19 protein-coding genes are annotated in these 22,302 nt (G+C 69.5%); 8 read left to right on the plus strand and 11 right to left on the minus strand.

What is annotated here, in order from left to right; translation table 11 throughout:
* The first annotated feature begins 89 nt into the window (after positions 1–89).
* Positions 90–1,574 carry a CoA-acylating methylmalonate-semialdehyde dehydrogenase gene (locus AC6CCG_RS08655; RefSeq protein ID WP_496654087.1) on the plus strand — a complete coding sequence of 495 codons (1,485 nt, stop codon included), beginning with the start codon at positions 90–92 and terminating at the stop codon, positions 1,572–1,574.
* Positions 1,575–2,168: 594 nt separating this feature from the next.
* On the opposite strand, the gene AC6CCG_RS08660 is transcribed toward AC6CCG_RS08655, so the two are convergent.
* The 3 genes from AC6CCG_RS08660 to AC6CCG_RS08670 form a co-directional block, all read right to left on the minus strand.
* Complete coding sequence (locus AC6CCG_RS08660) at positions 2,169–2,948, minus strand: glycosyltransferase family A protein (protein WP_496654088.1); 780 nt, start codon at positions 2,946–2,948, stop codon at positions 2,169–2,171.
* A gap of 207 nt (positions 2,949–3,155) precedes the next feature.
* Positions 3,156–3,449 (minus strand): DUF503 domain-containing protein, encoded by a 294-nt coding sequence (locus AC6CCG_RS08665; protein WP_179758774.1) that lies wholly within the window; start codon positions 3,447–3,449, stop codon positions 3,156–3,158.
* Positions 3,450–3,626: 177 nt separating this feature from the next.
* Entirely contained in the window at positions 3,627–4,991 is a 1,365-nt protein-coding gene (locus AC6CCG_RS08670) for a DNA polymerase IV (RefSeq protein ID WP_496654089.1), read from the minus strand.
* Between the two features lie 157 nt (positions 4,992–5,148).
* On the opposite strand from AC6CCG_RS08670, the gene AC6CCG_RS08675 reads away from it, so the two are divergent.
* The 3 genes from AC6CCG_RS08675 (at position 5,149) to AC6CCG_RS08685 (ending at position 9,700) form a co-directional block, all read left to right on the plus strand.
* Entirely contained in the window at positions 5,149–6,759 is a 1,611-nt protein-coding gene (locus tag AC6CCG_RS08675; protein ID WP_496654090.1) for a carboxylesterase/lipase family protein, read from the plus strand.
* Positions 6,760–6,933: 174 nt separating this feature from the next.
* A complete protein-coding gene (gene glgX, locus AC6CCG_RS08680) occupies positions 6,934–9,084 on the plus strand; it encodes a glycogen debranching protein GlgX (RefSeq protein ID WP_496654091.1) in 2,151 nt (716 codons plus the stop codon).
* A 4-nt stretch (positions 9,085–9,088) separates the two neighbouring features.
* Positions 9,089–9,700, plus strand: a complete 612-nt coding sequence (locus AC6CCG_RS08685; protein ID WP_496654092.1) for a 50S ribosomal protein L11 methyltransferase — start codon at positions 9,089–9,091, stop codon at positions 9,698–9,700.
* Between the two features lie 4 nt (positions 9,701–9,704).
* Here AC6CCG_RS08685 and AC6CCG_RS08690 read toward each other — a convergent pair whose 3' ends face one another.
* Positions 9,705–10,172 carry an Lrp/AsnC family transcriptional regulator gene (locus tag AC6CCG_RS08690; protein WP_496654093.1) on the minus strand — a complete coding sequence of 156 codons (468 nt, stop codon included), beginning with the start codon at positions 10,170–10,172 and terminating at the stop codon, positions 9,705–9,707.
* Between the two features lie 110 nt (positions 10,173–10,282).
* On the opposite strand from AC6CCG_RS08690, the gene AC6CCG_RS08695 reads away from it, so the two are divergent.
* The 3 genes from AC6CCG_RS08695 to AC6CCG_RS08705 all read left to right on the plus strand — a co-directional run bounded on the left by AC6CCG_RS08695 (position 10,283) and on the right by AC6CCG_RS08705 (position 12,691).
* Positions 10,283–11,524, plus strand: coding sequence for an NAD(P)/FAD-dependent oxidoreductase (locus AC6CCG_RS08695; RefSeq protein ID WP_496654094.1), 1,242 nt, complete (start codon positions 10,283–10,285; stop codon positions 11,522–11,524).
* 62 nt (positions 11,525–11,586) lie between these two features.
* Complete coding sequence (locus AC6CCG_RS08700) at positions 11,587–12,162, plus strand: GNAT family N-acetyltransferase (protein ID WP_496654095.1); 576 nt, start codon at positions 11,587–11,589, stop codon at positions 12,160–12,162.
* A 52-nt stretch (positions 12,163–12,214) separates the two neighbouring features.
* Positions 12,215–12,691, plus strand: coding sequence for a DUF3592 domain-containing protein (locus AC6CCG_RS08705; protein ID WP_496654096.1), 477 nt, complete (start codon positions 12,215–12,217; stop codon positions 12,689–12,691).
* A gap of 24 nt (positions 12,692–12,715) precedes the next feature.
* Here AC6CCG_RS08705 and AC6CCG_RS08710 read toward each other — a convergent pair whose 3' ends face one another.
* Genes AC6CCG_RS08710 through AC6CCG_RS08740 form a run of 7 tightly spaced genes read right to left on the minus strand, consistent with a single transcriptional unit; the run spans position 12,716 to position 20,491 of the window.
* Positions 12,716–13,645: a transketolase family protein gene (locus AC6CCG_RS08710; RefSeq protein ID WP_496654097.1), complete on the minus strand. Its 930-nt coding sequence runs from the start codon at positions 13,643–13,645 to the stop codon at positions 12,716–12,718.
* Positions 13,646–13,647: 2 nt separating this feature from the next.
* Positions 13,648–14,334 carry a thiamine pyrophosphate-binding protein gene (locus AC6CCG_RS08715; RefSeq protein ID WP_496654098.1) on the minus strand — a complete coding sequence of 229 codons (687 nt, stop codon included), beginning with the start codon at positions 14,332–14,334 and terminating at the stop codon, positions 13,648–13,650.
* Between the two features lie 42 nt (positions 14,335–14,376).
* A complete protein-coding gene (locus AC6CCG_RS08720; protein ID WP_496654099.1) occupies positions 14,377–15,384 on the minus strand; it encodes a LacI family DNA-binding transcriptional regulator in 1,008 nt (335 codons plus the stop codon).
* A gap of 36 nt (positions 15,385–15,420) precedes the next feature.
* Positions 15,421–16,884 carry an alpha-L-fucosidase gene (locus AC6CCG_RS08725; RefSeq protein ID WP_496654100.1) on the minus strand — a complete coding sequence of 488 codons (1,464 nt, stop codon included), beginning with the start codon at positions 16,882–16,884 and terminating at the stop codon, positions 15,421–15,423.
* Between the two features lie 14 nt (positions 16,885–16,898).
* Positions 16,899–18,548, minus strand: a complete 1,650-nt coding sequence (locus AC6CCG_RS08730) for a type 2 periplasmic-binding domain-containing protein (RefSeq protein ID WP_496654101.1) — start codon at positions 18,546–18,548, stop codon at positions 16,899–16,901.
* A 24-nt stretch (positions 18,549–18,572) separates the two neighbouring features.
* Entirely contained in the window at positions 18,573–19,511 is a 939-nt protein-coding gene (locus tag AC6CCG_RS08735; protein WP_496654102.1) for a carbohydrate ABC transporter permease, read from the minus strand.
* Positions 19,508–20,491, minus strand: a complete 984-nt coding sequence (locus tag AC6CCG_RS08740; RefSeq protein WP_496654103.1) for an ABC transporter permease — start codon at positions 20,489–20,491, stop codon at positions 19,508–19,510. The genes AC6CCG_RS08735 and AC6CCG_RS08740 overlap by 4 nt, the downstream gene beginning before the upstream one ends.
* Positions 20,492–20,795: 304 nt before the next feature.
* On the opposite strand from AC6CCG_RS08740, the gene AC6CCG_RS08745 reads away from it, so the two are divergent.
* Positions 20,796–22,298, plus strand: coding sequence for a SulP family inorganic anion transporter (locus AC6CCG_RS08745; protein WP_496654104.1), 1,503 nt, complete (start codon positions 20,796–20,798; stop codon positions 22,296–22,298).
* The last annotated feature ends 4 nt before the right edge of the window (positions 22,299–22,302 follow it).

The following is a 22,302-nucleotide window of genomic DNA, read 5'->3' on the forward strand; positions in this document are numbered from 1 at the left end:
GAGCACGTATTCTCGGCTCCGCCACTGCGCTCGCTGACGTAGTCGCGACGGGGCGTCCCGTCGCCGATTCGGGGCCTTAGGCTGGGGCCATGGGTAAGCGGATCGGACATTTTCTCGACGGCAAGATCATCACGGGTGGGGACCGGGTCGGGCCGGTGTTCAATCCGGCGACCGGACAGCAGACCGGCGAGGTCGCCCTGGCCTCCGCGGCCGAGCTGGGGGCCGCGGTCGAGGTGGCCGCCGCAGCGCTGCCCGGCTGGCGGGCGACGCCGCTGGCCCGGCGCGCCGAGGTGATGTTCCGGCTCCGTCAGGCGATCAAGGAACGCGGCGACGAGCTGGCCGCGCTGATCACCGCCGAGCACGGCAAGGTGCTCACGGACGCGGCCGGCGAGATCAGCCGCGGGCTGGAGAACGTCGACTTCTGCGCCGGCCTGCCGCACCTGCTGAAGGGCGAGTACGCCGAGCAGGTGTCCCGCGGCGTGGACGTCCACCAGGTGCGCCAGCCGGTCGGCGTGGTTGCCTGCGTCACCCCGTTCAACTTCCCGGCCATGGTGCCGTTGTGGATGATCACCGGCGCGATCGCCTGCGGCAACACGGTGATCCTGAAGCCGAGCGAGCGGGACCCCTCGGCGGCCCTCTGGATCGCCGAGCGATTCGCCGAGGCGGGCCTGCCGGACGGCGTACTCAATGTGATCAACGGCGACGCCGAGACCGTGTCCGCGATCCTCGACCATCCCGGCATCGCCGCCGTCAGCTTCGTCGGCTCGACCCCGATCGCCGAGACGATCTACCGCCGCGCGGCCGAGGCCGGAAAGCGGGTGCAGGCGCTCGGCGGGGCGAAGAACCACATGGTCGTGATGCCGGACGCCGACCTGCCGGCCGCCGCCGACGCCGCGGTGTCGGCAGCCTACGGCTCGGCCGGCGAGCGCTGCATGGCCGTCTCGGTGCTGGTCACCGTCGGCGACGTCGCGGACCCGCTGATCGACCTGGTGGCGGAGCGGATCGCCAAGCTGCGGATCGGCGACGGCACCGACCCGGCCTCGGAGATGGGTCCGCTGATCACCGAGCAGGCCCGGGACCGGGTGGCCTCGTACGTCGCCGGCGCCGCCGCCGAGGGCGCGACCGTGGTGGTCGACGGGCGGGAGCAGCAGTTCGACGGGGACGGCTTCTTCCTCGGCGTCAGCCTGATCGACCAGGTGAAGCCCGGCATGAAGGTCTACGACGAGGAGATCTTCGGGCCGGTGCTCTCGGTGGTCCGGGTGGACAGCTACGACGACGCGGTGCGGCTGGTCAACGAGTGCCAGTACGCCAACGGGGTGGCGATCTTCACCCGCGACGGCAAGACCGCCCGTTCGTTCGAGTTCGACGTCGAGGTCGGCATGGTCGGCGTCAACGTCCCGATCCCCGTCCCCGTCGGTACGTTCTCGTTCGGCGGCTGGAAGCGCTCCCTGTTCGGCGACACCCACATCTACGGCCCGGAGAGCTTCAACTTCTACACCCGCCGCAAGGTCGTCACCACCCGCTGGCCCGACCCCTCCGAGACCCAGGTCAATCTCGGCTTCCCGACCCACTGACCCCGCAGCGAGCGGGACTCAACGGCGCAGTCCGCGTCCACCGCGCTCTGCAGCGACCCACCAGGCCCGGACAACCTCGCCCGTCCACGCGGCTCGCGACCGGGCGCGGCGAGTTGACGCCACGGGCCGTGTGCGGACACCGAATCGCGGTCAAGGCGTCCTCTCGGCGTCCGGCCGGTGTCCGAGGTTCGTCAACGTGCCGCGGACGCGAGCGGCGCCTGGATCGGGCGGCTCACAGGAGCGGGTGACCCAGATCTGCAACGCAACGCCCTCGAAAAGCGGGTTCTCGGCGTCGGAGGACCGTTGCCTTGCAGATCCGGGTCACTCGCGCCCGGGGGCTCTGGGTGACTTGCGATCAGGGACGCGTTGGCTCACCTGCGCTCTTCATGCCAGGGCCGACACAACGCGCGCGACCGAGGGCTGAGAACACCGCGCACGGTCTGGCGGCCGGGCGGGATCGATCGCCCGCGGTCGGGAGTACCCGGCCGCGGCGTAGCGACCGCTGGCCGATCACGTGCGCCCAGGAATGTTGGATGTCGCGTACGGGCGGAGCGTTGGCCGGTTACGTGCAATCGCGGCTGCGAACGTGTGGGGTCAGGCGGAGCGGCGGAGGTCGCCGTACCAGGCGACGGAGCCGGCGCCGATCGGGCGGCCGCGGTTGGCCACCCGGGGGGCGACCGCGCGGTCGACGACGTAGCGCAGGATGGGGCGCATGTTCGAGCCGTCCAGCGACTCGATCTTGGCCAGCTCGTCCTCGGTGTCGGCGTAGTCGGTGTGCTTGATCCGCTCCAGATCGCTGTGCTGCAGCACGCGGAGGAACCGGCGGTCGCGCAGCATCACCGGCCGGAGGAACTTCCGTACGGCCCGGATCACCAGGTCGGAGTCCTCGCCCGACCAGCCGCGGAAGCGGTCGCTCTCGTCGTAGCCGCCCAGCATGATGAAGTTTTCCTTCGACAGCGCGATCCGCCCCATGCAGCCCTTGTGCACGCCGGCGTTGAGCCGGTAGTCGAGCCGGTTGGACGCCACGATCGAGTTCGGCCGCCGGGTGAAGACCGCTCGCAGGTACTGCGCGAAGCCGAACCCGACGAAGTTGTCGGCGTCGACGTTGCAGACGACGTCGCCGCTGGCCAGCGAGTGGGCCATGTTCTTGGCGTGCGAGTGGCGGAAGTACGTCTGACCCTCGCAGCGGGCGAACTTGAGGATCCCGGCGTCGCGGTACGGCTTCAGCCGCTCGTCGGTCGTGATCCATTCGGCCAGGTCGTCCGGCGAGCTGTAGTCCAGAACGACGAATTCGACGTCATTCGGACGTGACCAGTCGACGCTGTCCCGCAGGTTTTTGGGCAGGGTCTCCTTGAGATGGTGCGCCCTGCCCATGCAGGTCGTACAAAAAGAGAGCTTCATAGCTGACCGCAAAGCCTTCTTTCCGTGTGGGGCTCATTCTACTCGGGTCTCTACCGTGCAAGGGGTGCGACCCCCTTGGACCCCCGCCACGCTCCGCGCATGGACGGGAACTTCCTCTGGTCCAGGGGTGAGACTGTCGCACTCACGGGCTGGTCCGCAAGCTTCCCGCGCCGAGATCGGTCAGTCGTCGGTGTTCCGGATGATCCGGCGAGCGGACAGCAGCTCCGACTCCGGGCGGGCGGCGACGCTGCGTTCGACGGCGTCCAGGATCTGGATGAGATGGGCGTGATCCCCGGAAGCGGCGGCGATTCCGATGCCCGCGCGGCGGTGCAGGTCCAGGTGGCCGACCTCGGCCACACTGAGCTGATAGGTACGCCGGAGCTCGGCGATCAGCGGCCGGACCAGGGAGCGCTTCTCCTTCAGCGACCCGACCTCACCGAGGAGCAGGTCGAACTCGATCGAGCCGACCCACATGTCAGCGGGACCCGGACAGGCGACGGCGCCGGGGCGCGCGAGCCGACGGGGTTCCCGCAGCCGTGGGGCGAGGATGATCGGCTGCCCCGAGCAGCCGTTTCGCATGATCGGCCATGGGTGAACCCTAGGGCAATCCGCGGAATGTTTTCGACGTCCGTCCCAACCCGCCGCGAATCGCTATCGCGCTGTGACCTGATCGCTCGGCGCCCGGCCCGCGTGCAGGGCCGGGTCGTCGACGGCGAACGTCCGGACCGGCCCGGGCGGCGTGTCGCGGGTCTCGAACCGGACCGTCACCCGGCCCAGACCGGCGCCCCAGACCCAGCCCGGTCCATGATCATCGTGGTGCACGTCCTGGCCCGGGTGCCAGCCGTCGCCGTAGCGCGGCCGGGCTCCGGCGGTGTCCGGGGCGGGCGGCTGGGCCGGACCATGATCATCGACCGGTGCCGGCTCCGGCAACGCCTCGTCGTCGCCGCCGAACAGGTCCTCCTGCACCACGTCGGTCAGGCCGGCCACGCCGACACCGAGCAGCCGGATCCCATTGCTGGTGTCGATCTGGGCCAGCAGGCTGCGGGCGACCGCGGTGATCGTCTCGGTCCGGTCGGTGGCGCCGGAGAGCGTCCGGGCCCGGGTGTTGGTGGCGAAGTCGTGCTGCCGGACCTTGATCGTCACGGTGCGTGCGAACAGGCCCGCCGCGCGCAGCCGGCGGCCCACCTGCGCCGCGTGGCCGTCCAGGATCTCGCCGAGTCGATCATGGTCGACCAGGTCGGTGGCGAAGGTGTCCTCGACGGAGATCGACTTCGCCTCCCGCTCCGGCTCGACGGCCCGGTCGTCCCGTGCGTACGCCAGCGCGAGCAGTCCCTGGCCGTGCGCCCGGCCGATCTCGCGGACCAGCTCGTCCGGCGGGATCGCCTGCAGGTCGGCGACGGTGTTCACCCCGATCCTGCGCAGCTTCTCCGCGGTCACCGGGCCGACGCCGGGGATCACGGTCACCTGCATCGGCCGGAGCAGCTCGACCTCGCTGCCCGGCTCCACGATGAACAGCCCGTCCGGCTTGTCCAGCTCGGTCGCCACCTTCGCCATGAACTTGGAACTGGCGATGCCGACGGAGCAGGTCAGGCCGCCGGTGACCTCGGCCAGCTCGGCCTTCACCGACCCCACCAGCTCGGTCAGCGCGGGCCGGTCCAGACCGACCGCGGGTTCGGCGGCGGCCAGGTCGACGAACGCCTCGTCCAGCGACAGCGGCTCGACCAGCGGGGACAGCCGGTGCAGCAGGTCCATCACCTGCCGGCTGGCGTCCCGGTACGCCTCGAACCGCCCGGACAGGAACGCCGCGTGCGGGCAGCGCCGCCGGGCCTCGTGCGTGGGCATGGCCGACCGCACCCCGTACCGCCTGGCCTCGTAGGAGGCGGTCGAGACGACGCCGCGCTGGCCGGTGCCGCCGACGATCACCGGCTTGCCGCGCAGTGACGGTTTGTCGCGCTGCTCGACCGAGGCGAAGAACGCGTCCAGGTCGAGGTGCAGCACGGAGGCCTCAGCTCGCACGGGCCCATCCTCGCCGACGCCGCCGACAGTGCCCTTCGACGGGCTCAGGAATCGGAGTGGGGCGATCCCCAGCACCGGTTCGGGGGATCGCCGGTTGTCGCCGGGCCGCGTCCCGAACCGACGATGAAACCGTCCGTACGAGCTGAGGAGAACCCCGATGAAGTCAGCGCTGCGAGCGATCCTGGTGGTCGCCGTGATCTTGGTCACCGTCCTGGGCGCGGCCGCCCCCGCGACCGCCGGGCCACCGGGCGGCCAGGCCGTCACCCGGACCGAGAACGGCCTGGTCCGTGGCACGTCGGCGGCCGGCGTCGAGGTCTACCAGGGCATCCCGTACGCGGCGCCGCCGGTCGGCGACCTGCGCTGGCGTACGCCCGCACCGGCGGCCGACTGGCCCGGCGTCCGGGACGCGACCAGGCCCGGCCCGGCGTGCGCGCAGGCCGGCGACTTCATCGGCGACCCGCCCAGCGATGCCGAGGACTGCCTCTCGCTCAACGTCACGACGCCGCGGCACGCCTCGGCCCGGCGGCCGGTGCCGGTGATGGTCTGGCTGCACGGCGGCGGGTTCCAGTGGGGCTCGGGCTCGATCTACGGCGCCGAGCGGCTGGTTCGGCGCGGCGATGTGATGGTCGTCACGCTCAACTACCGGCTCAACGTGTTCGGCTTCCTGGCCCACCCGGCGCTCGCCGGGGCGGGTCGGGACGCGGCCAACCTCGGTGTCGAGGACCAGCAGGCGGCGCTGCGCTGGGTCCGGCGCAACGCCGCGGCCTTCGGCGGCGACCCGCGCAACGTGACGATCTTCGGCGAGTCGGCCGGCGCCCAGGTCAGCTGCACCCACCTGACCGCGCCCGGCTCCCGCGGCCTGTTCGAGCGGGTGATCATGCAGAGCGGCCCGTGCACCCTGAACTGGCCGTACGGCGACACCTGGCGGGCCAAGCCGCGCGCGACGGCGGAGGAGATCGCGCTGGCCGTCGCGGCGAAGGCCGGCTGCGCCGATCCGGCCACCGCTGCGGCCTGCCTGCGGTCGAAGTCAGTCGCGGAACTGCTCGCCGCCGACGCCGGCGAGCATGGCCACGGCCCGTCGTTCGGCGGCAACCCGGTGATCCCGGAGGATCCGGCCGAGCTGCTGGCCGCCGGCCGAGCCGCCGCGGTACCGGTGCTGCACGGCACCACCCGGGACGAGCACGTGACGTTCCAGGTGGGCATGGAGCTGATGACCGGCGGGCCGGTGCCCGCACCGCTGTACGGCCCGATGCTGAGCCAGTTCCTCGGCCTGGACGCGGCTCGGACCGACCGGGTGCTGCGCGAGTACCCGCTCGCCGACTTCGGCGGCTCCACCGGCGCCGCGCTGTCGGCGGTGCTGACCGACTGGGCCTGGTCCTGCCCGGCCGTACGGACCAACGACCTGCTGGCCCGCCGCGGCCCGACCTACGCGTTCGAGTTCGCGGACCGGACCGCACCCTGGCTCGGCGGTACGGAGGCGCCCGCCTTCCCGACCGGCGCCTTCCACGCCGGCGAACTGCAGTACCTCTTCTCCGGCGCCTACGCCGGTGAGCCGCTCTCGGCCGCCCAGCGGCGGCTGGCGGACCGGATGATCGACTACTGGACCGCGTTCGCACGCACCGGCGATCCCAACGGGCCCGGCCGGCCGCACTGGCGCCAGGTCCGGCCCGGTGACACCGGCGTGCTGGCCCTGGCGCCCGGTTCTCGCGGCATCCGGCCGGCCGACCTGAGCCGGGAGCACCGCTGCCGGTTCTGGGACACCCTCTGAGGAAACGCGCACTGAGCCTGTCGAAGGGCCGGGCCCGGCCCTGCCGTTCGACAGGCTCAGGGAACGTGTCCGATATCAGCGCCGCCGACCCGGCCGTGCGCGATCGGCCGCCAGCCGAGAGAATGGGCGCCCCGCCGCCTGCCGGTGCCGGGGCGAGCCGGGCGAGAGGATGCGATGGAGACGTGGCCGGGACAGCCGTACCCGCTGGGTGCGACCTACGACGGCAGCGGGGTCAGCTTCTCGGTCTTCTCCGAGATCGCCGACCGGGTCGAGCTCTGCCTGATCGATGACGCCGGGGCCGAGACCCGGGTCGAGATCACCGAGGTCGACGGCGCGATCTGGCACATCTACCTGCCCGGGATCGAACCCGGCCAGCGCTACGGCTACCGGGTGTACGGCCCGTACGATCCGGCCTCCGGCCACCGCTGCAACCCGGCCAAGCTGCTGCTGGACCCGTACGCGAAGGCGATCGAGGGCCAGCCGGACGGCGACGAGTCGCTCTACTCCTACCGGTTCGCCGACCCGGAGCAGTTCAACGACGACGACTCGCTCGGCCACACCATGCTGTCGGTGGTGATCAACCCCTACTTCGACTGGGGCCACGACCGCCCGCCGGCGCTGCCGTACCACGAGATGATCTTGTACGAGGCGCACGTCAAGGGCCTCACGATGACCCACCCGGAGGTGCCGGAGGCGATCCGCGGCACCTACTCCGGCGTCGGCCACCCGGCCACGATCGAGCACCTGCAGAAGCTCGGCGTGAACGCCCTCGAGCTGATGCCGGTGCACCAGTTCGTCAACGACAGCCACCTGGTCGAGCGCGGGCTGTCCAACTACTGGGGCTACAACACGATCGGCTTCCTGGCCCCGCACAACGCCTACGCCAGCACCGGGCAGCTCGGCCAGCAGGTCGGCGAGTTCAAGAACATGGTCCGGTCGCTGCACGACGCCGGCATCGAAGTGATCTTGGACGTGGTCTACAACCACACCGCGGAAGGCAACGAGCGCGGTCCGACGATCGGCTTCCGCGGTGTCGACAACGCCGCCTACTACCGGCTGGTGGACGAGGACAAGGCGCACTACTACGACACCACGGGCACCGGCAACAGCCTGCTGATGCGCAGCCCGCACGTGCTGCAGTTGATCATGGACTCGCTGCGCTACTGGGTGCTCGAGATGCACGTCGACGGGTTCCGGTTCGATCTGGCCGCGACGCTCGCCCGGCAGTTCCACGAGGTGGACAAGCTGTCGGCGTTCTTCGACATCATCCAGCAGGACCCGGTGATCTCGCAGGTGAAGCTGATCGCCGAGCCGTGGGATCTCGGCGACGGCGGCTACCAGGTCGGCAACTTCCCGTCGTTGTGGTCGGAGTGGAACGGAAAGTACCGTGACACCGTGCGCGACTTCTGGCGCGGGCAGCCGGCGACGATGGCCGAGTTCGCCTCCCGGCTGACCGGGTCGAGTGATCTCTACAACCACTCCGACCGGCGGCCCACCGCGTCGATCAACTTCATCACCGCGCACGACGGCTTCACGTTGCGTGATCTCGTGTCGTACAACGAAAAACACAACGAGGCCAACGGGGAGGACGGCCGCGACGGCGAGAGCCACAACCGGTCCTGGAACTGCGGGGTCGAGGGCGAGACCGACGACCCGGCGATCAACCAGCTGCGGGCACGGCAGCAGCGCAACTTCCTCACCACGCTGCTGCTCAGCCAGGGCGTGCCCATGATCGCGCACGGCGACGAACTGGGCCGGACCCAGGGCGGCAACAACAACGTGTACGCGCAGGACAATCCGGTGTCCTGGATCGACTGGGCACTGACCGACGAACAGCGCGGCCTGCTCGACTTCACCGCCGACCTGATCGCGCTGCGCAAGGCGCACCCGGTGTTCCGGAGGCGACGGTTCCTGGCCGACGGCACCAGCGCGGCCGACGGCGCCGAGCCGGGCGAGATCAGCTGGCTGAAGCCGGACGGTCACCCGATGGACGACGCGGACTGGAACGCCGGCTTCGCGCGCAGCCTGATGGTGTTCCTCAACGGCGACGCGATCCCGGAGCCCGACGCGATGGGCCGGCCGGTCACCGACGACCGCTTCCTGCTGCTGTTCAACGCGCATTCGGAGCCGATCGACTTCGTCCTGCCCGACGCGGCGTACGGGTCGGAGTGGACGGTCCGGCTGGACAGCAGCAGCGGGTTCGCCGAGTCGGACGCCGCACCGGCCTGGCAGCCCGGGTCGGCGCACCCGGTCGAGGCCCATTCCGTGGTCGTCCTGTCCAGCCCGCTCGAGGCCGAACCGCCGGCCGCCGAACCGGGAGCGTGAGGCGATGTCGGGGGAGTCGCCCGAGGAGGCCACCGAGTCGATCTTCGTCCAGCTGGACGTACGGATCGTCGTCCCGCCCGGTGTCAGGCCGATCACCCGGGTCTCCGACCTGCTCGCCTCGGCCGTGCTGGACGAGGTCACCGAGACCGACCGGGTGCTCGACTACGGCACCGGCAGCGGCGTCAACGCCGTCCTCGCCGCCCGGAAGTCGCCCACCGTCATCGCGGCCGACCTGGTGCCCCGGGCCGTCGCCGCGGCCCGCAGCAACGCGGTCCGGAACCGGGTCGCGGAACGGATCACGGTCGTGCGCAGCGACGGCTTCGACTCGGTCGACGGCCGGTTCGACGTGATCATCATGGACGCGGTCGACGCCGACCGCCGCACCCTGACCGGGTTCTTCGAGGGTCTCGATGATCATCTGGCGGAGCGGGGCCGGGTGCTGCTGCACACCGAGATGCGCGATGATCTTGCCGACCTGCTGGAAATGATCACCGAGCATCACCTGCACCGGTCGATCGCCACCCAGCGTTCGATCAGCCGCGGTTCGCACCGGATCCCGTACGTGGTCTTCCGGCTCACCCGGACCGACGAGCCGGCCGCTCTCGGCACCGACTGACCGGTCAGTGGTACGGATCGAGCGAATCGAAGATCACGCTCGTGTTGGTGCTGGCGATCTCGGGCCGGGTGCTCAGCGTGCTGGCGACCAGGGTGCGCAGCTGTTCGGAGTCGGACACCGCGACATGGGCCAGGAAGTCCTGGTCGCCGGTGACGAAGTAGACCCGCTCCACCTCGGGCAGCGACACCAGGTAGCGGCCGAACGTGGTCAGGTCGCCGCGCGCGTTCGCCTTCAGCCGGATCGAGATCATCGCCTGCAGGCCGCGGCCGGCTGCCGTCTGGTTGATCTCGGTCCGGAAGCCGGTGATCACCCCGGTCTCCAGCAGCCGGTGCAGCCGGGCGTGCGCGGTCGACGGCGCGATCCCGACCCGGTCGGCGATCAGCTTGATCGGCAGCCGGGCGTCGGCGCGCAGCTCGGCCAGGATCTGCTCGTCGATCCGGTCCAGCCGGGCCGGTTGTCGGTCGTTCGGCATCTGCCCTCCTCGATGAACCCGCTCGGACGATTCTTCGTGCCGGGCGCACCCTAGCCGAACGATATTCGGAGGTCATTGCCTTCGGGCGAAGGGATGGCCACGATCGCGGCGTGAACACCCACACTCCGAGACCGCGGACCGCCCTGGTGGTCGGCGCCGGCATGGTCGGGCTCGCCACCGCCTGGCACCTGCAACGACGCGGCATCGACGTCACCGTGATCGACCGGACCGGCGTCGCCGCCGGCTCCTCCTGGGGCAACGCCGGCTGGCTGACTCCTGGGCTCGCGATGCCGCTGGCCGAGCCGAGCCTGTGGACGTACGCGCCGCGGGCCCTGCTCGACCCGAACGCCGCCCTGCACATCCCGGTCCGGCTGCAGCCGCGGCTGTGGCGGTTCCTGCTCCGCTTCATCGGTCACGCGACCACGCGGACCTGGCGCCGGACCATGGCCGACCTGACCCCGATCGACCGGCTCGCGCTCGACGCGTACGACGAACTGAAGGCGGGCGGAGTCGAGGCGCGGTCGCGCGAGGTCGACTTCCTGGTCGCGTTCGAGTCGGTCCGGCAGGCCCGCGCCTTCCGGCACGAGCTGGCCGGCGTCGAGGCGGCGGGCCAGCAGGTGCCGCTGCGCCGGCTGGCCAGCGCGCAGGAGCTGGTGCCGCAGGTGTCCGACCTTCCGTTCGCGTACGCGCTCGGCGGCCAACGGATCATCGAGCCCGGCCCGTTCGTGGAGAGCCTGGCCGAGGCGGTCCGCGACCGCGGCGCCAAGATCATCACCGGCGAGGCGGTCCGGGACGTGGAGCAGGTGCCCGGCGGCGGCGTCCGCGTCGACCTCGGCAACGGGCGGACCGAGGCGGCCGACGTCGCGGTGCTGGCCACCGGCGCCTGGCTGCCCGAACTGGCCCGCCCGCTCGGTGTCCGGACGCCGGTCCAGGCCGGCCGCGGCTACTCCTTCACGGTCGACGGAGCGATCGATCATCCGGTCTACTTCCCGGCCCGGCGGGTCGCCTGCACCCCGTACCAGGGGCGGTTCCGGATCGCCGGCACGATGGAGTTCCGGGGCCCGGACGAGCCGCTGCAACCGCGCCGGATCGACGCCATCGTGAACTCCGTCCGCGCGTTGCTGCCCGGCCTCGACCTTGATCACCGGGCCGACGAGTGGGTCGGCTCCCGCCCGGTCACCACCGACGGCCTGCCGCTGATCGGCGCCACCCGGTTGCCCGGGGTCTTCGTGGCCGGCGGCCATGGCATGTGGGGCATCGTGCTGGGCCCGGCCACCGGTCGGTTGCTGGCCGACCGGATCGCGACCGGCGCCGTGCCGGAGGCCCTGCGCCCTTTCGACCCGCTGCGTTGACCGCCCTGATGTCCGTCCACGAGTCGACGTGAGGGCTCCGACCGGCCGTTAGCCTCTGGGGGATGGACCGTCGGGAGCCCGAGATCACGTTCCGGCGGGTGACGGCTGAGGACTTCGCGCTGCTCGGCCGCTGGCTCGCGCAGCCGTACGTCGCCCGCTGGTGGAACCACGACCCGACCCCGGCCGGCGTCGAACGCGACTTCGGGCCGGGAGTGCGCGGCGAGGAGCCGGGGGAGGACCTGATCGCTCTGCTCGACGAGCGGCCGTTCGGGCTCGTCCAGCGGTCCCGGCTGGACGACTATCCCGACTACCGCGCCGAGCTGGCCGCCCACGTCGAGGTGCCGCCGGGCACGGTGACGATCGACTACCTGATCGGCGAACCAGCGCTGACCGGGCGCGGCCTCGGCACGGAGTTGATCATGGCCCTGGTGGCGCGGACCTGGACCGATCACCCGGATACGGCGGCGATCATCGTCCCGGTGGCCGCCGGGAACCGTCCGTCCTGGCGGGCGCTGGAGAGGGCCGGCCTGACCCGGATCGGCTCCGGCGATCTGGAACCCGACAACCCGGCCGACCCGCCGCTGCACCATCTCTACCGGATCGACCGGCCGGCAGGGTCGGCGCCGGTCCGGGGCTGAGCGGCCGGCGGGCGGATCGGGAGTGGCCGGTGTCACCTCTACTCTGATCGGCATGCCCACCGACAGCGACTCGGCTCCCGTTCTCTGGCCCGGCATCGTCTTCGGGATCCCCGCGCTCGTCTTGTTGATCATCGGCTTCGCCCTGATCGGCAACACGGCCACGTTCCTCGCCCAGAGCACCGTGACGACGGGCACGGTGGTCGACAACGAGAGCCGGCTGAACTGTTCCCGCTCGAACGACAGGAACCAGGACTGCACGCCGAACCTCCACCCGGTGGTCGTCTTCACGAGCGCCACCGGGGAAGAGATCCGGTTCACGTCCGACGTCGGCTCCGGGACCGCGCTGTACGCCGTCGGCGACCAGGTGCAGGTCCGCTATCCCACCCACCGGCCGTCCGACGCCGAGATCGACGGCTTTCAGATCTGGCTGGCGCCCGTGATCGTCACCGGGCTCGGGGTCGTCTTCGGGCTCATCGCGACCGGCACCCTGGTGGGCTACTTCCGGAAGGTCCGCGCCGGGGCGCGGTGAGCCTCCGGCGAGGTCGCCGGCTGCTCAGGACGCTTCCAGGAACCGACTGATCGAGTTCCGCAGCCCGGCCGGGTCGAGGCCGTGCAGTCGATCATGGTCCGCCGGTTCGCCGTACCGGTGCTGGTCGGGGTCGCCGACGCCGAGGCCGAGTTGCCGGTGCGGCAGGTCGGCCAGCACCCGGGCGACCTCGGCGGCCGACGTTCCGGCCAGGTAGGGCTCGACCATGATCACGTTCGGCGCGGCCAGGGTGCGGCGCAGCGTGGTCCCGTCGAAGGGCCGGACGGTCGACGCGTAGAGCACGGTGACGTCCAGATCCGCGACGGCGACCAGGGTCTTGTGCAAGGTCGGTCCGACCGCCACCACCGTGCCGCGCCGGCCGCGCCGGAGCGGCACCAGACCGTCCTCGAGATACGGCTCCGGGTTCTGGCCGTCGCCGACCCGGATGTAGGTCCGGCCGTCCCCGTGAACCGCCCGGCGGAGCTGCCGGTCCAGCTCGGCCGGATGGCCCGGCACGTCGATCGTCCAGTCCCGCAGCGTGTCCAGCAGCGCGACGTCGCCGGGTGCCTGATGGGTCCGGCCGCCGGCCGGCCAGTCGTACGAGCCGTACGCGCCGACGAGCACGCCGCCGAGGTCCTGGTGCCCGAAGTCGAGCTTGACCTGCTCCCAGGCCCGTTCGATCACGAACGCGCCGAAGCTGTGCACGATCGGCTTCAGCCCGGCCAGGGCGAGCCCGGCGCCGACGCTGACCAGGAGTTGCTCGCGGATGCCGACGTTGATCACCCGGTCGGGGTGCTCCGCGGCGACCGGCCGGAACCGGTCCGCGGTGATCTCGGCCAGGATGACGGCAACCCGAGGGTCGGTCCTGATCAGCTCGCTCGCGGTGATCACGAACTGGTCCCGCAGGTTCGCGGCGTAGCCCGCGGCGTGCGGTGCGGTGGTGGCGATGCTGGTCATGATCATCCCTTCGGTTCGACGTCGGCGACGACAACGGTGGGCCGGTCCGGAGCGGTGCCGGCGAACGCGGCCGTGAGCGCTTCATGATCACGGCCGGACACCTCGTGGGTACGCCAGCCCTCGGCGGCGAACCGGCTCGCGATCCCGCCGCGCCAGCCGTGGCTGGAGGAGTGGTTGTCGATCACCACGACGGTCAGGTCGGCCAGCCCGACCGCACCGGCATAGACGACCGCTTCGCTGTTGGACCCCTCGTCGAACTCGGCGTCCCCGATCAGCGTGATCACCCGCGGCGGCCGGCCGCCGCCCGGTGGCCGGGCCCGCAGGCCGAGCGCCAGCCCGACCGCGAGCGGCAGCCCGTGCCCGAGGGAACCGCTGGAGATCTCCACGCCGGGGATCAGCAGCCGGTCCGGATGGTGCCCGAGCGGCGAGTCGTATCCGCCGAACGTCGGCAGCACCTTCTCGTCGACGAACCCCTTCGCGGCCAGCACCGCGTAGTAGGCCATCGGCCCGTGTCCCTTGGAGAGCAGGAATCTGTCCCGGTCCGGCCGGTCGACCGTCTGCGGGGAGACGTTGAGGACGCGGTCGTACAGGACCCACAGGACGTCGAGCGTCGATGTCGCGCTCGGCCCGTGCTTCTCGTCCCCGGTCATCAACCCGATCAGGCGGTCCAGGTCGTCATAGCTGTCCATGCCGACCACCTTGCAACCTCAAGCTGCCTTGAACTCAAGCCTTCAGCCGAGGGTGCGGACGGACTTGCGTTCGATCAGCCGGGCCGGCGGGTCGGTGATCTCCAGGTCGGCGGGCCGGCCGCCGGCCAGGCGTTCGTGCAGCAGCCGGACGGCTTCCGCGCCCATCGCCTCGACCGGCATCCGCAGCGCGGTCAGCGGCGGTGAGCTGTGATCACAGATCCAGGAGTCGTGGATGGTGATCACGCTCAGCTCGCCGGGGACCCGGATGGCACGCTGCTGGGCCGCGGTCAGCAGCCCGATGGCCGCGTTGACATTGGCGACGACGACGGCGGTCGGAGCCTTCCCCGGGCTCGACAGCAGCAGGTCGAGGGCCGCCGCCGAGGACCCCAGGGCATAGCCGAGTCGCGTGATCAGTCCTTGATCGACAGGGATCCGGTGGGCCCGCAGGGCGGCCAGATAGCCGTCCTCGCGGCGTCGTGCGGTGATCATGTTCGGCAGACCGCCGACCAGGGCGATCCGGCGATGGCCGCGGGCGATCAGCGTCTCGGTCGCCAGCCGGGCCGCCCCGGCGTCGTCCATCAGCACACTGCCGGGCCGGCCCTCCAGCCGCCCGTGCACCAGCACCGACGGCACGTGGCTGACCAGGCGGGACAGCGCGTCCAGGCTGGTGTCGTCGGTGGCCTGCAGGATGAAGCCGTCGACCCGGCCGCGTTCGATCATCCGGGCCAACTGCCCGCTGCTGCGGACCTGCTCGGACCGTCCGAGGAGCACGGTGTAGCCGCGCCGTTCGGCTTCCTCCTCGATGCCCTTCAACAGTCCGGAGAACAACGGGTTGGTGATGTCGGGCACGAGCACGCCGATGGTGTCCGACCTCGCGGCGCGCAGGGCCCGGGCGACGACGTTTGGCCGGTAGCCGAGCTCGTCGGCCACCCGGAGCACCTTGTCCTTGGTCGCGGCGGCCGCGCGGGCGTTCGGGTCGTTGTTCAGGATCCGCGACACCTGGCCGATCGACACGCCCGCCTGCTCGGCGATGTCGCGCAGGCGCACCATCTCTCGCAGTCCCTCCCTCCGGTCCCGCGCATCATCTCATCGCGGCGGCCCCGCGTACTCGAGGGCGAGGCAGACCGGCCCTTCGTGGGGCGCCCGCTCCGGCAGCCTGGCCACCAGAAGGCCCTCGGCGACGGCGAACTCGACCGGTCCCGCCCCGAGCAGCCGGACGGCCTTGATCCGGTCGGCCGCTTCGAGGCTCCGGATCACCGCCCGGTGATCATCGGGCCGACGCAGCTGGAAGGCGTACAGGGTGTCGCCCTTGGTGGTGAACCGGAAGTCCTGGCTCGTCCAGGAGACCGCCTCCTCGGTGAAGCCCTCGATGCGGACGCTGCTCGGCCCCTCGCCGGACACGCGGAACGGGCGGGTGCCGTAGAGGCCCTCTCCGCACACCCTGATCCAACGACCCAGTTGATCAAGGAGATGCAGGCACTCGTCGTCCACGGTTCCGTCGGGTCGCTGCGGAATGTTCAGCAGCAGGTTGCCGTTCTTGGCCACGATGTCGATCAACATCTCGATCACATGGGTCGGCGTCTTGTAGACGTCCCGTACGTTGTAGAACCAGTCGCCGACCGACGTGTCGGTCTGCCAGGCGTCGGGCTTGATCTCGGGCTCCTGGCTGCGTTCGACGTCCAGCACACCGACGCCGTAGATCTCCGGCCGCCGGTCCTTCTGCGTGTAGACGGCCTGGTTCGCTCCGTCGTGCCGGGCGGCGCTGCTGTTGTAGAGATGGGCGACGGCGGTGAGCCCGGCCCGATAGCCGTGCTCGCCGAACGGCAGCGGCCCGTCCGAGTAGAGCAGGTCCGGCTGGTACTTGTCGATGATCTCGATCATGACGTCGAGCCAGTGCTGGTGCCAGCCCGGGTTCGGCGTGTACCAGGGATCGAGGCCGTGATCACCGGGCCGGTAGTGCTCCCGATTGTCGAGATAGAGGTCGGCCGACGCCGGATCCGTACCGTCGTAGGGGATTCCGGCGAACGGTCCGTTCCGGTCGCTGCCCTTGTTGACCTTCCACCAGCTGAACGTCGCGCCCAGGTGCTCGGTCAGGCCGAACGGCAGCCCGTGGCTGGTCGCCGCGTCCTTCCACAGCTGCGTGATGTCCTGCTTCGGTCCGACCCGTACCGAATTCCACGGATGCAGGGCGGAGTCGTAGTTGAAGAAGTTGTCGTGATGCATCGCCTGCCCGACGAAGTAGCGGGCACCGGCCGCGACGAAACGGCCCATCAAGGCCTCGGGGTCGAACCGTTCGGCCCGCCACTGTGCCAGCACGTCCTTGTAACCGACTTGGGACGGGTGGCCGTACCGGCGGAGATGGAACCGGTACTGATCGGAGCCCTCGACGTACAGGTTCCGGGCGTACCAGTCGCCGTACATCGGTACCGACTGCGGGCCCCAGTGCGACCAGATGCCGAACTTGGCGTCCCGGAACCAGTCCGGACAGGTGAACCCGCGCAGCGAGTCGAGGGTCGGTGCGAACGGTCCGCTCGGTGCGTGTTCCGCCATGGTGGAGATCCCTTTCAACGTTTGACGCTGGACTTGTCGTAGGCCGTCTGGAGCAGTTCCAGATAGCGGGGGAGACCGAGGCCCTGGAACCCTTGGACATAGGCGTCCCAGTCGGTGTCGAGGTTCTTCGATCCGGTGATGAACTGCAGCGAGTTCTGCGCGACGTAGTTCTCCAGATTGGTCTGCAGGGTCGCCATCTCGCTGGCGTCGGCCGGATCCACCCAGACGCCCCAGTACGGGAAGATCGCCGCCTGATTCTCCTTGCCGGCGTAGAGATTCGTGGCCTCGAACAGGCGGCGTTCGTAGCCGGCCGAACTGTAGATGTCGTCCGGGACGGCCTGGGCATTCCGGAACTCCTTGGTGTTGTTGTACTGCGCGACGGCGCCCCAGCCGGTTTCCTCGTCGCTGTCGGTCAGCTTGAAGAGCGGCTTCAGATTGGGATCCAGGGCCTTGTCCTTGGGACCGGGGTCGGTCCATTCGACACCCTTCTGGCCGATGTGGGCCGCCAGGTGCCCTTCGGTCGTGAAGATGTAGTCGAGCAGCTTGATCGCGGCGACCTGATCGGTCTTCGTGGCCTTGTTCGTGAGCACGAAGGTCGCGCCGGGCGCGGAGGGAAAGTTGTACGCGGCGTAGGCCAGACCGGTCGGGCCGGTCAACGGCGGGACCGCGTCATAGTCCTTGTCGCGTGCGTCCTCCTGGTCGAGGCTCACGGCCTGGCCCAGATGGAGCACGGTCGCCGAACCGAGGATGGGTGCGCCGGCGTTGTCGCCGATCCGGAGCAGGGCCTCGCCGTTCTGCGTGAACGCGCCCTTGTCGATCAAGCCCTCGTCGTGGAGGGACTTGATGTAGCGCAGCCCCTCCCGCCAGCCCTCCTTGTTGGCCTGATCATCCACCCTGCCGTTGTCGAGGACCAGCGTTCCTCGGTTGTTGCCACTGGTGCCCTGCGGGTCGTAGATGAACGAGTTCATGAAGTACGGGATCAGGGCGTCCTGCAGCGATGCCGAGATCGGAACCTCGTCCGCCTTGCCGTTCCCGTTCGGATCCTTGGTCTTGAACGCGCGCAGAACGTCGCGCATCTCCTCGGTCGTGGTCGGCTGCTTCAACCCGAGCTTCTTCAACCAGGCCGAGTTCATCCACAGCTTGGCCTGGTAGGTGCAGTGGTAGCAGTCGACCCACTGCGGCAGGCCGTAGATGTTGCCGTCCGGTGCCGTGGCCATGGCCTTGAAGTCGGGCAAGGTGTCCAGCGCCTTCTGGATGTTCGGCGCGTGCTCGGCGATCAGGTCGTTGAGCGGCAGGGCGACACCCTGCTGGCCGAGCTTCAGCAGTTCCGCCGACTTGAACTGATCCACCCAGGGAATGAGCAGGAACAGATCCGGATAGTCGCCACTGGCGAGGGCGATCTGGCGTTTCTCGGCGGCCGGGCCGGCATCGTAGGTGGTGGTCTGCCAGCTGAACTTGATGTCGAACTTCTGCTCCATCGCCTTGGTGAAGGGATTGGCGGCCAGGTTGCTGTCCGGGCCCTGCGGAGACATCACCGAGATCTCGGCCGTGCCACCGATGTCCTCCTGTTGTTCCGGTTCGTTCGGACTGCAGGCCACTCCGGCGATCGTGAGGCAGGCGGCCAGGGCAAGGCCGAGCAGCGTGCGGGCGGTTGGGCGAGACATGACGCTCCTTTGCGTGGTTGGGATTCAGCCCTTGATCGCGCCGACCAGAACACCCTTGGTGAAGTGCCGGGCGACGAAGGGATAGATCAGGAGAACGGGAATGCTGGCGACGACGATCAACGAGTACTTGAGGAGATCCGCCAGTCGTTGCCGTTCCATCTGCAGCGCCGGGTCGGCGATGGTGGACTGCGTGTTCAAGATCAAGATGTTGCGCAGGACGAGCTGCAGCGGATAGAGGTCGGCGTCCTTGAGATAGATCAGCGCGTCGAAGTAGGAGTTCCACTGCGCGATCGCGTACATCAGGGCGACCACGGCGATCATCGGCTTGGAGAGCGGGAGGACCACCGACCAGAGGAAGCGCAGGTCGCCGCAGCCGTCGAGTTCGGCGGCCTCGGTGAGCTCGTTGGGGATCGCCGACTGGAAGTACGTCCTGGCGATGATCACCTGCCAGACCGCGATCGCGTTCGGGATCAGCAGCGACCACCGGGTGTTCAGCATGCCGAGCTCCTGGACCACCAGATAGGTCGGGATGAGACCGCCGCTGAACAGCATCGTGAACAGGACCAGGACCATGATCACGTTGCGGCCCATGAAGTTCTTCCGCGACAACGGGTAGGCGATCGCCACGGTCAGTGCAGTGCTGATCACGGTTCCGGCTACCGTGTAGAACAAGGAGTTGCCGTAGCCGGTGAGGATCTGTGGATTCGCCATCACCGCCTGGTAACCCTGGATCGAGAAGTCCACCGGCCACAGGAGGACCTGGCCGGAGGAGACCGCCTCCGGGCTGGAGAAGGAACTGCTCAGAATGTGGAGCAGCGGTGCCACGACAATGATGACCGCGACGGCGAGCAGGACGTACACCGCGATCAGGAAGACGAGATCGATCCGGGACTCCTTGATCCGGCGCGGTGGCTGCCGGGTCCGTTCCGCCGCGGTGCTCAGGGTCGTCCTCGTGCCGCTCACCACAGTCCGCTTCCGCTCAGCCGGCGTGCCACGGCGTTGACCGCCAGCAGCAGCACCAGATTGATCAACGAGTTGAACAGGCCCACCGCGGTGGCGATGCCGAAGTCGGCGTTGAGCAGGCCGGTCTTGTAGACGTAGGTGGCGATGATCTCCGACTCGGACAGGTTCAGCGGATTCTGCATCAGGAAGGCCTTCTCGAACCCGACGGCCATGATGCTCCCGACGCTCAGGATCAGGATGATCATGGCGGTCGGCATGATGCTGGGCAGGTCGACGTGCCAGATCCGGCGCAGCCGGGAGGCCCCGTCGACCCGGGCCGACTCGTACAGGGCCGGGTCGACGGCGGACAGTGCCGCGAGATAGATCACGGCCGCGTAGCCCGTGGTCTGCCAGAGGTCGGACCACACGTAGATGTGCCGGAAGTAGTCCGGGTTGCCGAGCAGGTCGGGTGCGTCGACGCCGAAGAACCCGAACGTCTTGGTGACCAGGCCGAGACGCGGCGCCGTCAGCAGGATGATCATCGAGACGATCACCACGGTGGAGATGAAGTACGGCGCGTAGGTGACCAGCTGGACGGTCTTGCGGAACCAACGATGCCGGACCTCGTTGAGCATCAGCGCGAGCAGCAGGGGCAGCGGGAAGCCGGCGAGGATCGCGTACCCGGACAGCAGCAGGGTGTTCTTGATCAAGGTCCAGAAGACCGGGTTCCGGAAGAAGAGCTCGAAGTTCTTCAGCCCGACCCACGGACTGTCCCAGATCCCCTTGACCACGCTGTAGTTCTTGAACGCGATGACGATGTTGGACATCGGGACGTACTTGAACACCACGAAGTAGAGCAGTGGCGGGATGATCAGCAGATAGAGCTGCCAGTGCCGGCGCAGGCTCTTCCGCCACCGGGCGGCCAGGGACTGCTGTCGGGCAGCGATCTGCCGGGCTGCTGCGGGTTGCTCCACCGCGGCGGAGAGCTCGACCGTCCTCACCAGTGCCTCCTCGCACGTTTGGGGACCCGTTGCACAAACGTTTGGGCAACCAGGTATCACGATAAACATCCGATGACTCGTTGGCAAGGCTTCGCCGAGACGAAAGTCGCCAGGCTCGCTGGAATCCGGGCCGGCCGACCTGCCCGGGCAGACATCGGACCGGTCTAGGGGTTGGACGGTAAATCTCCCCTCACGTTAGGGTCGCTGTCGGTCATGAGTTCTCGCGCTCGACGACGCGCGGTTCCGGGGATGCATCACCGCGGTTCAGTCCACCTGCCGTCCCTCTGATCGATCGGGGTACCGGATGTCGTCCGTCGCGCCTGCCCAGCCCGAATCCACCTCGGTCCTGGCCGCCCTGCGGTCGCCGCGACGACTGCGGACGGAGGTGCTGGCCGGGCTGGTGGTCGCGCTGGCCCTGATCCCGGAGGCGATCTCGTTCTCGATCATCGCCGGCGTGGATCCGCGGGTCGGCCTGTTCGCCTCGTTCACGATGGCGGTCACGATCGCGATCGTCGGCGGCCGGCCCGCGATGATCTCGGCGGCGACCGGAGCCGTGGCGCTGGTCGTGGCGCCGGTGGTTCGTGATCATGGCCTGGACTACCTGATCGTCACCGTGCTGTTGGCCGGACTGTTCCAGATCGGCCTGAGCCTGCTCGGCGTCGCGAAGCTGATGCGGTTCATCCCGCGCAGCGTCATGGTCGGCTTCGTCAACGCGCTGGCGATCCTGATCTTCCTGGCCCAGTTGCCACACCTGATCGGCGTACCGTGGGCGGTCTATCCGATGGTCGCCGTCGGGATCGCGATCATCGTGCTGCTGCCGCGTTTCACCCGGGTCGTCCCGGCGCCGCTGGTGGCGATCATCGTGCTCAGCCTGGTCACCGTGCTGGCCGGGATCGACGTGCCGACGGTCGGTGACGAGGGCGCGTTGCCGGACAGCCTGCCGACGCTGTTCCTGCCGCAGGTCCCGCTGACCTGGGAGACGCTGCAGATCGTCGCCCCGTACGCCTTCGCGATGGCGCTGGTCGGCCTGCTCGAGTCGCTGATGACGGCGAAGTTGGTCGACGACATCACCGACACGCACAGCTCGAAGACCCGGGAGGGCTGGGGCCAGGGCGTGGCGAACCTGGTCACCGGGCTGTTCGGCGGCATGGGCGGCTGCGCGATGATCGGCCAGACCATGATCAACGTCAAGGTGTCCGGTGCCCGGACCCGGATCTCGACCTTCCTGGCCGGCGGGTTCCTGCTGGTCCTGGTCGTGGTGCTGGGCGACATCGTTGCGTTGATCCCGATGGCGGCGCTGGTCGCGGTGATGATCATGGTGTCGGTCGGCACGATGGACTGGCACAGCGTCGATCCGCGGACGCTGCGCCGGCTGCCGATCAGTGCGACCGCGATCATGGTCACCACGGTCGTGGTCACGGTGGTGACGCACAATCTCGCGGCCGGGGTGATCCTCGGCGTGATCGTGGCCTGCCTGCTGTTCGCCCGCCGGATCGCCCACTTCACCCAGGTCGTCGACGTCGCCCACCCCGATGAGAACACCAGGGTGTACGCGGTGAGGGGCGCCTTGTTCTTCGCCTCCAGCAACGACCTGGTCACCCAGTTCGACTACGTCGGCGATCCGGAGAACGTGATCATCGACCTCAGCGCGTCCCAGATCTACGACTCGTCGACGGTCGCCGCGCTGGACGCGATCGAGGTGAAGTACCGGCAGCACGGCAAGCGGGTCGAGGTGGTCGGGCTGAACGAACCGAGCCGGGCCTGGCACACCAGGCTGACCGGCAAGCTCGGCGCCGGAGCACACTAGGGCC

The sequence above is a fragment of the Microlunatus sp. YIM B11417 genome (genome assembly GCF_059617205.1).

What these genes read in the sequence shown, in the direction of transcription:
- AC6CCG_RS08725 (WP_496654100.1), bottom strand. Translation starts at nt 16,884, where the DNA reads ATGGCGGAACACGCACCGAGCGGACCGTTCGCACCGACCCTCGACTCG.
- AC6CCG_RS08710 (WP_496654097.1), bottom strand. Translation starts at nt 13,645, where the DNA reads ATGACCAGCATCGCCACCACCGCACCGCACGCCGCGGGCTACGCCGCG.
- AC6CCG_RS08745 (WP_496654104.1), top strand. Translation starts at nt 20,796, where the DNA reads ATGTCGTCCGTCGCGCCTGCCCAGCCCGAATCCACCTCGGTCCTGGCC.
- AC6CCG_RS08675 (WP_496654090.1), top strand. Translation starts at nt 5,149, where the DNA reads ATGAAGTCAGCGCTGCGAGCGATCCTGGTGGTCGCCGTGATCTTGGTC.
- AC6CCG_RS08685 (WP_496654092.1), top strand. Translation starts at nt 9,089, where the DNA reads ATGTCGGGGGAGTCGCCCGAGGAGGCCACCGAGTCGATCTTCGTCCAG.
- AC6CCG_RS08665 (WP_179758774.1), bottom strand. Translation starts at nt 3,449, where the DNA reads ATGTGGGTCGGCTCGATCGAGTTCGACCTGCTCCTCGGTGAGGTCGGG.
- AC6CCG_RS08655 (WP_496654087.1), top strand. Translation starts at nt 90, where the DNA reads ATGGGTAAGCGGATCGGACATTTTCTCGACGGCAAGATCATCACGGGT.
- AC6CCG_RS08720 (WP_496654099.1), bottom strand. Translation starts at nt 15,384, where the DNA reads ATGGTGCGCCTGCGCGACATCGCCGAGCAGGCGGGCGTGTCGATCGGC.
- AC6CCG_RS08715 (WP_496654098.1), bottom strand. Translation starts at nt 14,334, where the DNA reads ATGGACAGCTATGACGACCTGGACCGCCTGATCGGGTTGATGACCGGG.
- AC6CCG_RS08730 (WP_496654101.1), bottom strand. Translation starts at nt 18,548, where the DNA reads ATGTCTCGCCCAACCGCCCGCACGCTGCTCGGCCTTGCCCTGGCCGCC.
- glgX (WP_496654091.1), top strand. Translation starts at nt 6,934, where the DNA reads ATGGAGACGTGGCCGGGACAGCCGTACCCGCTGGGTGCGACCTACGAC.
- AC6CCG_RS08705 (WP_496654096.1), top strand. Translation starts at nt 12,215, where the DNA reads ATGCCCACCGACAGCGACTCGGCTCCCGTTCTCTGGCCCGGCATCGTC.
- AC6CCG_RS08660 (WP_496654088.1), bottom strand. Translation starts at nt 2,948, where the DNA reads ATGGGCAGGGCGCACCATCTCAAGGAGACCCTGCCCAAAAACCTGCGG.
- AC6CCG_RS08700 (WP_496654095.1), top strand. Translation starts at nt 11,587, where the DNA reads ATGGACCGTCGGGAGCCCGAGATCACGTTCCGGCGGGTGACGGCTGAG.
- AC6CCG_RS08690 (WP_496654093.1), bottom strand. Translation starts at nt 10,172, where the DNA reads ATGCCGAACGACCGACAACCGGCCCGGCTGGACCGGATCGACGAGCAG.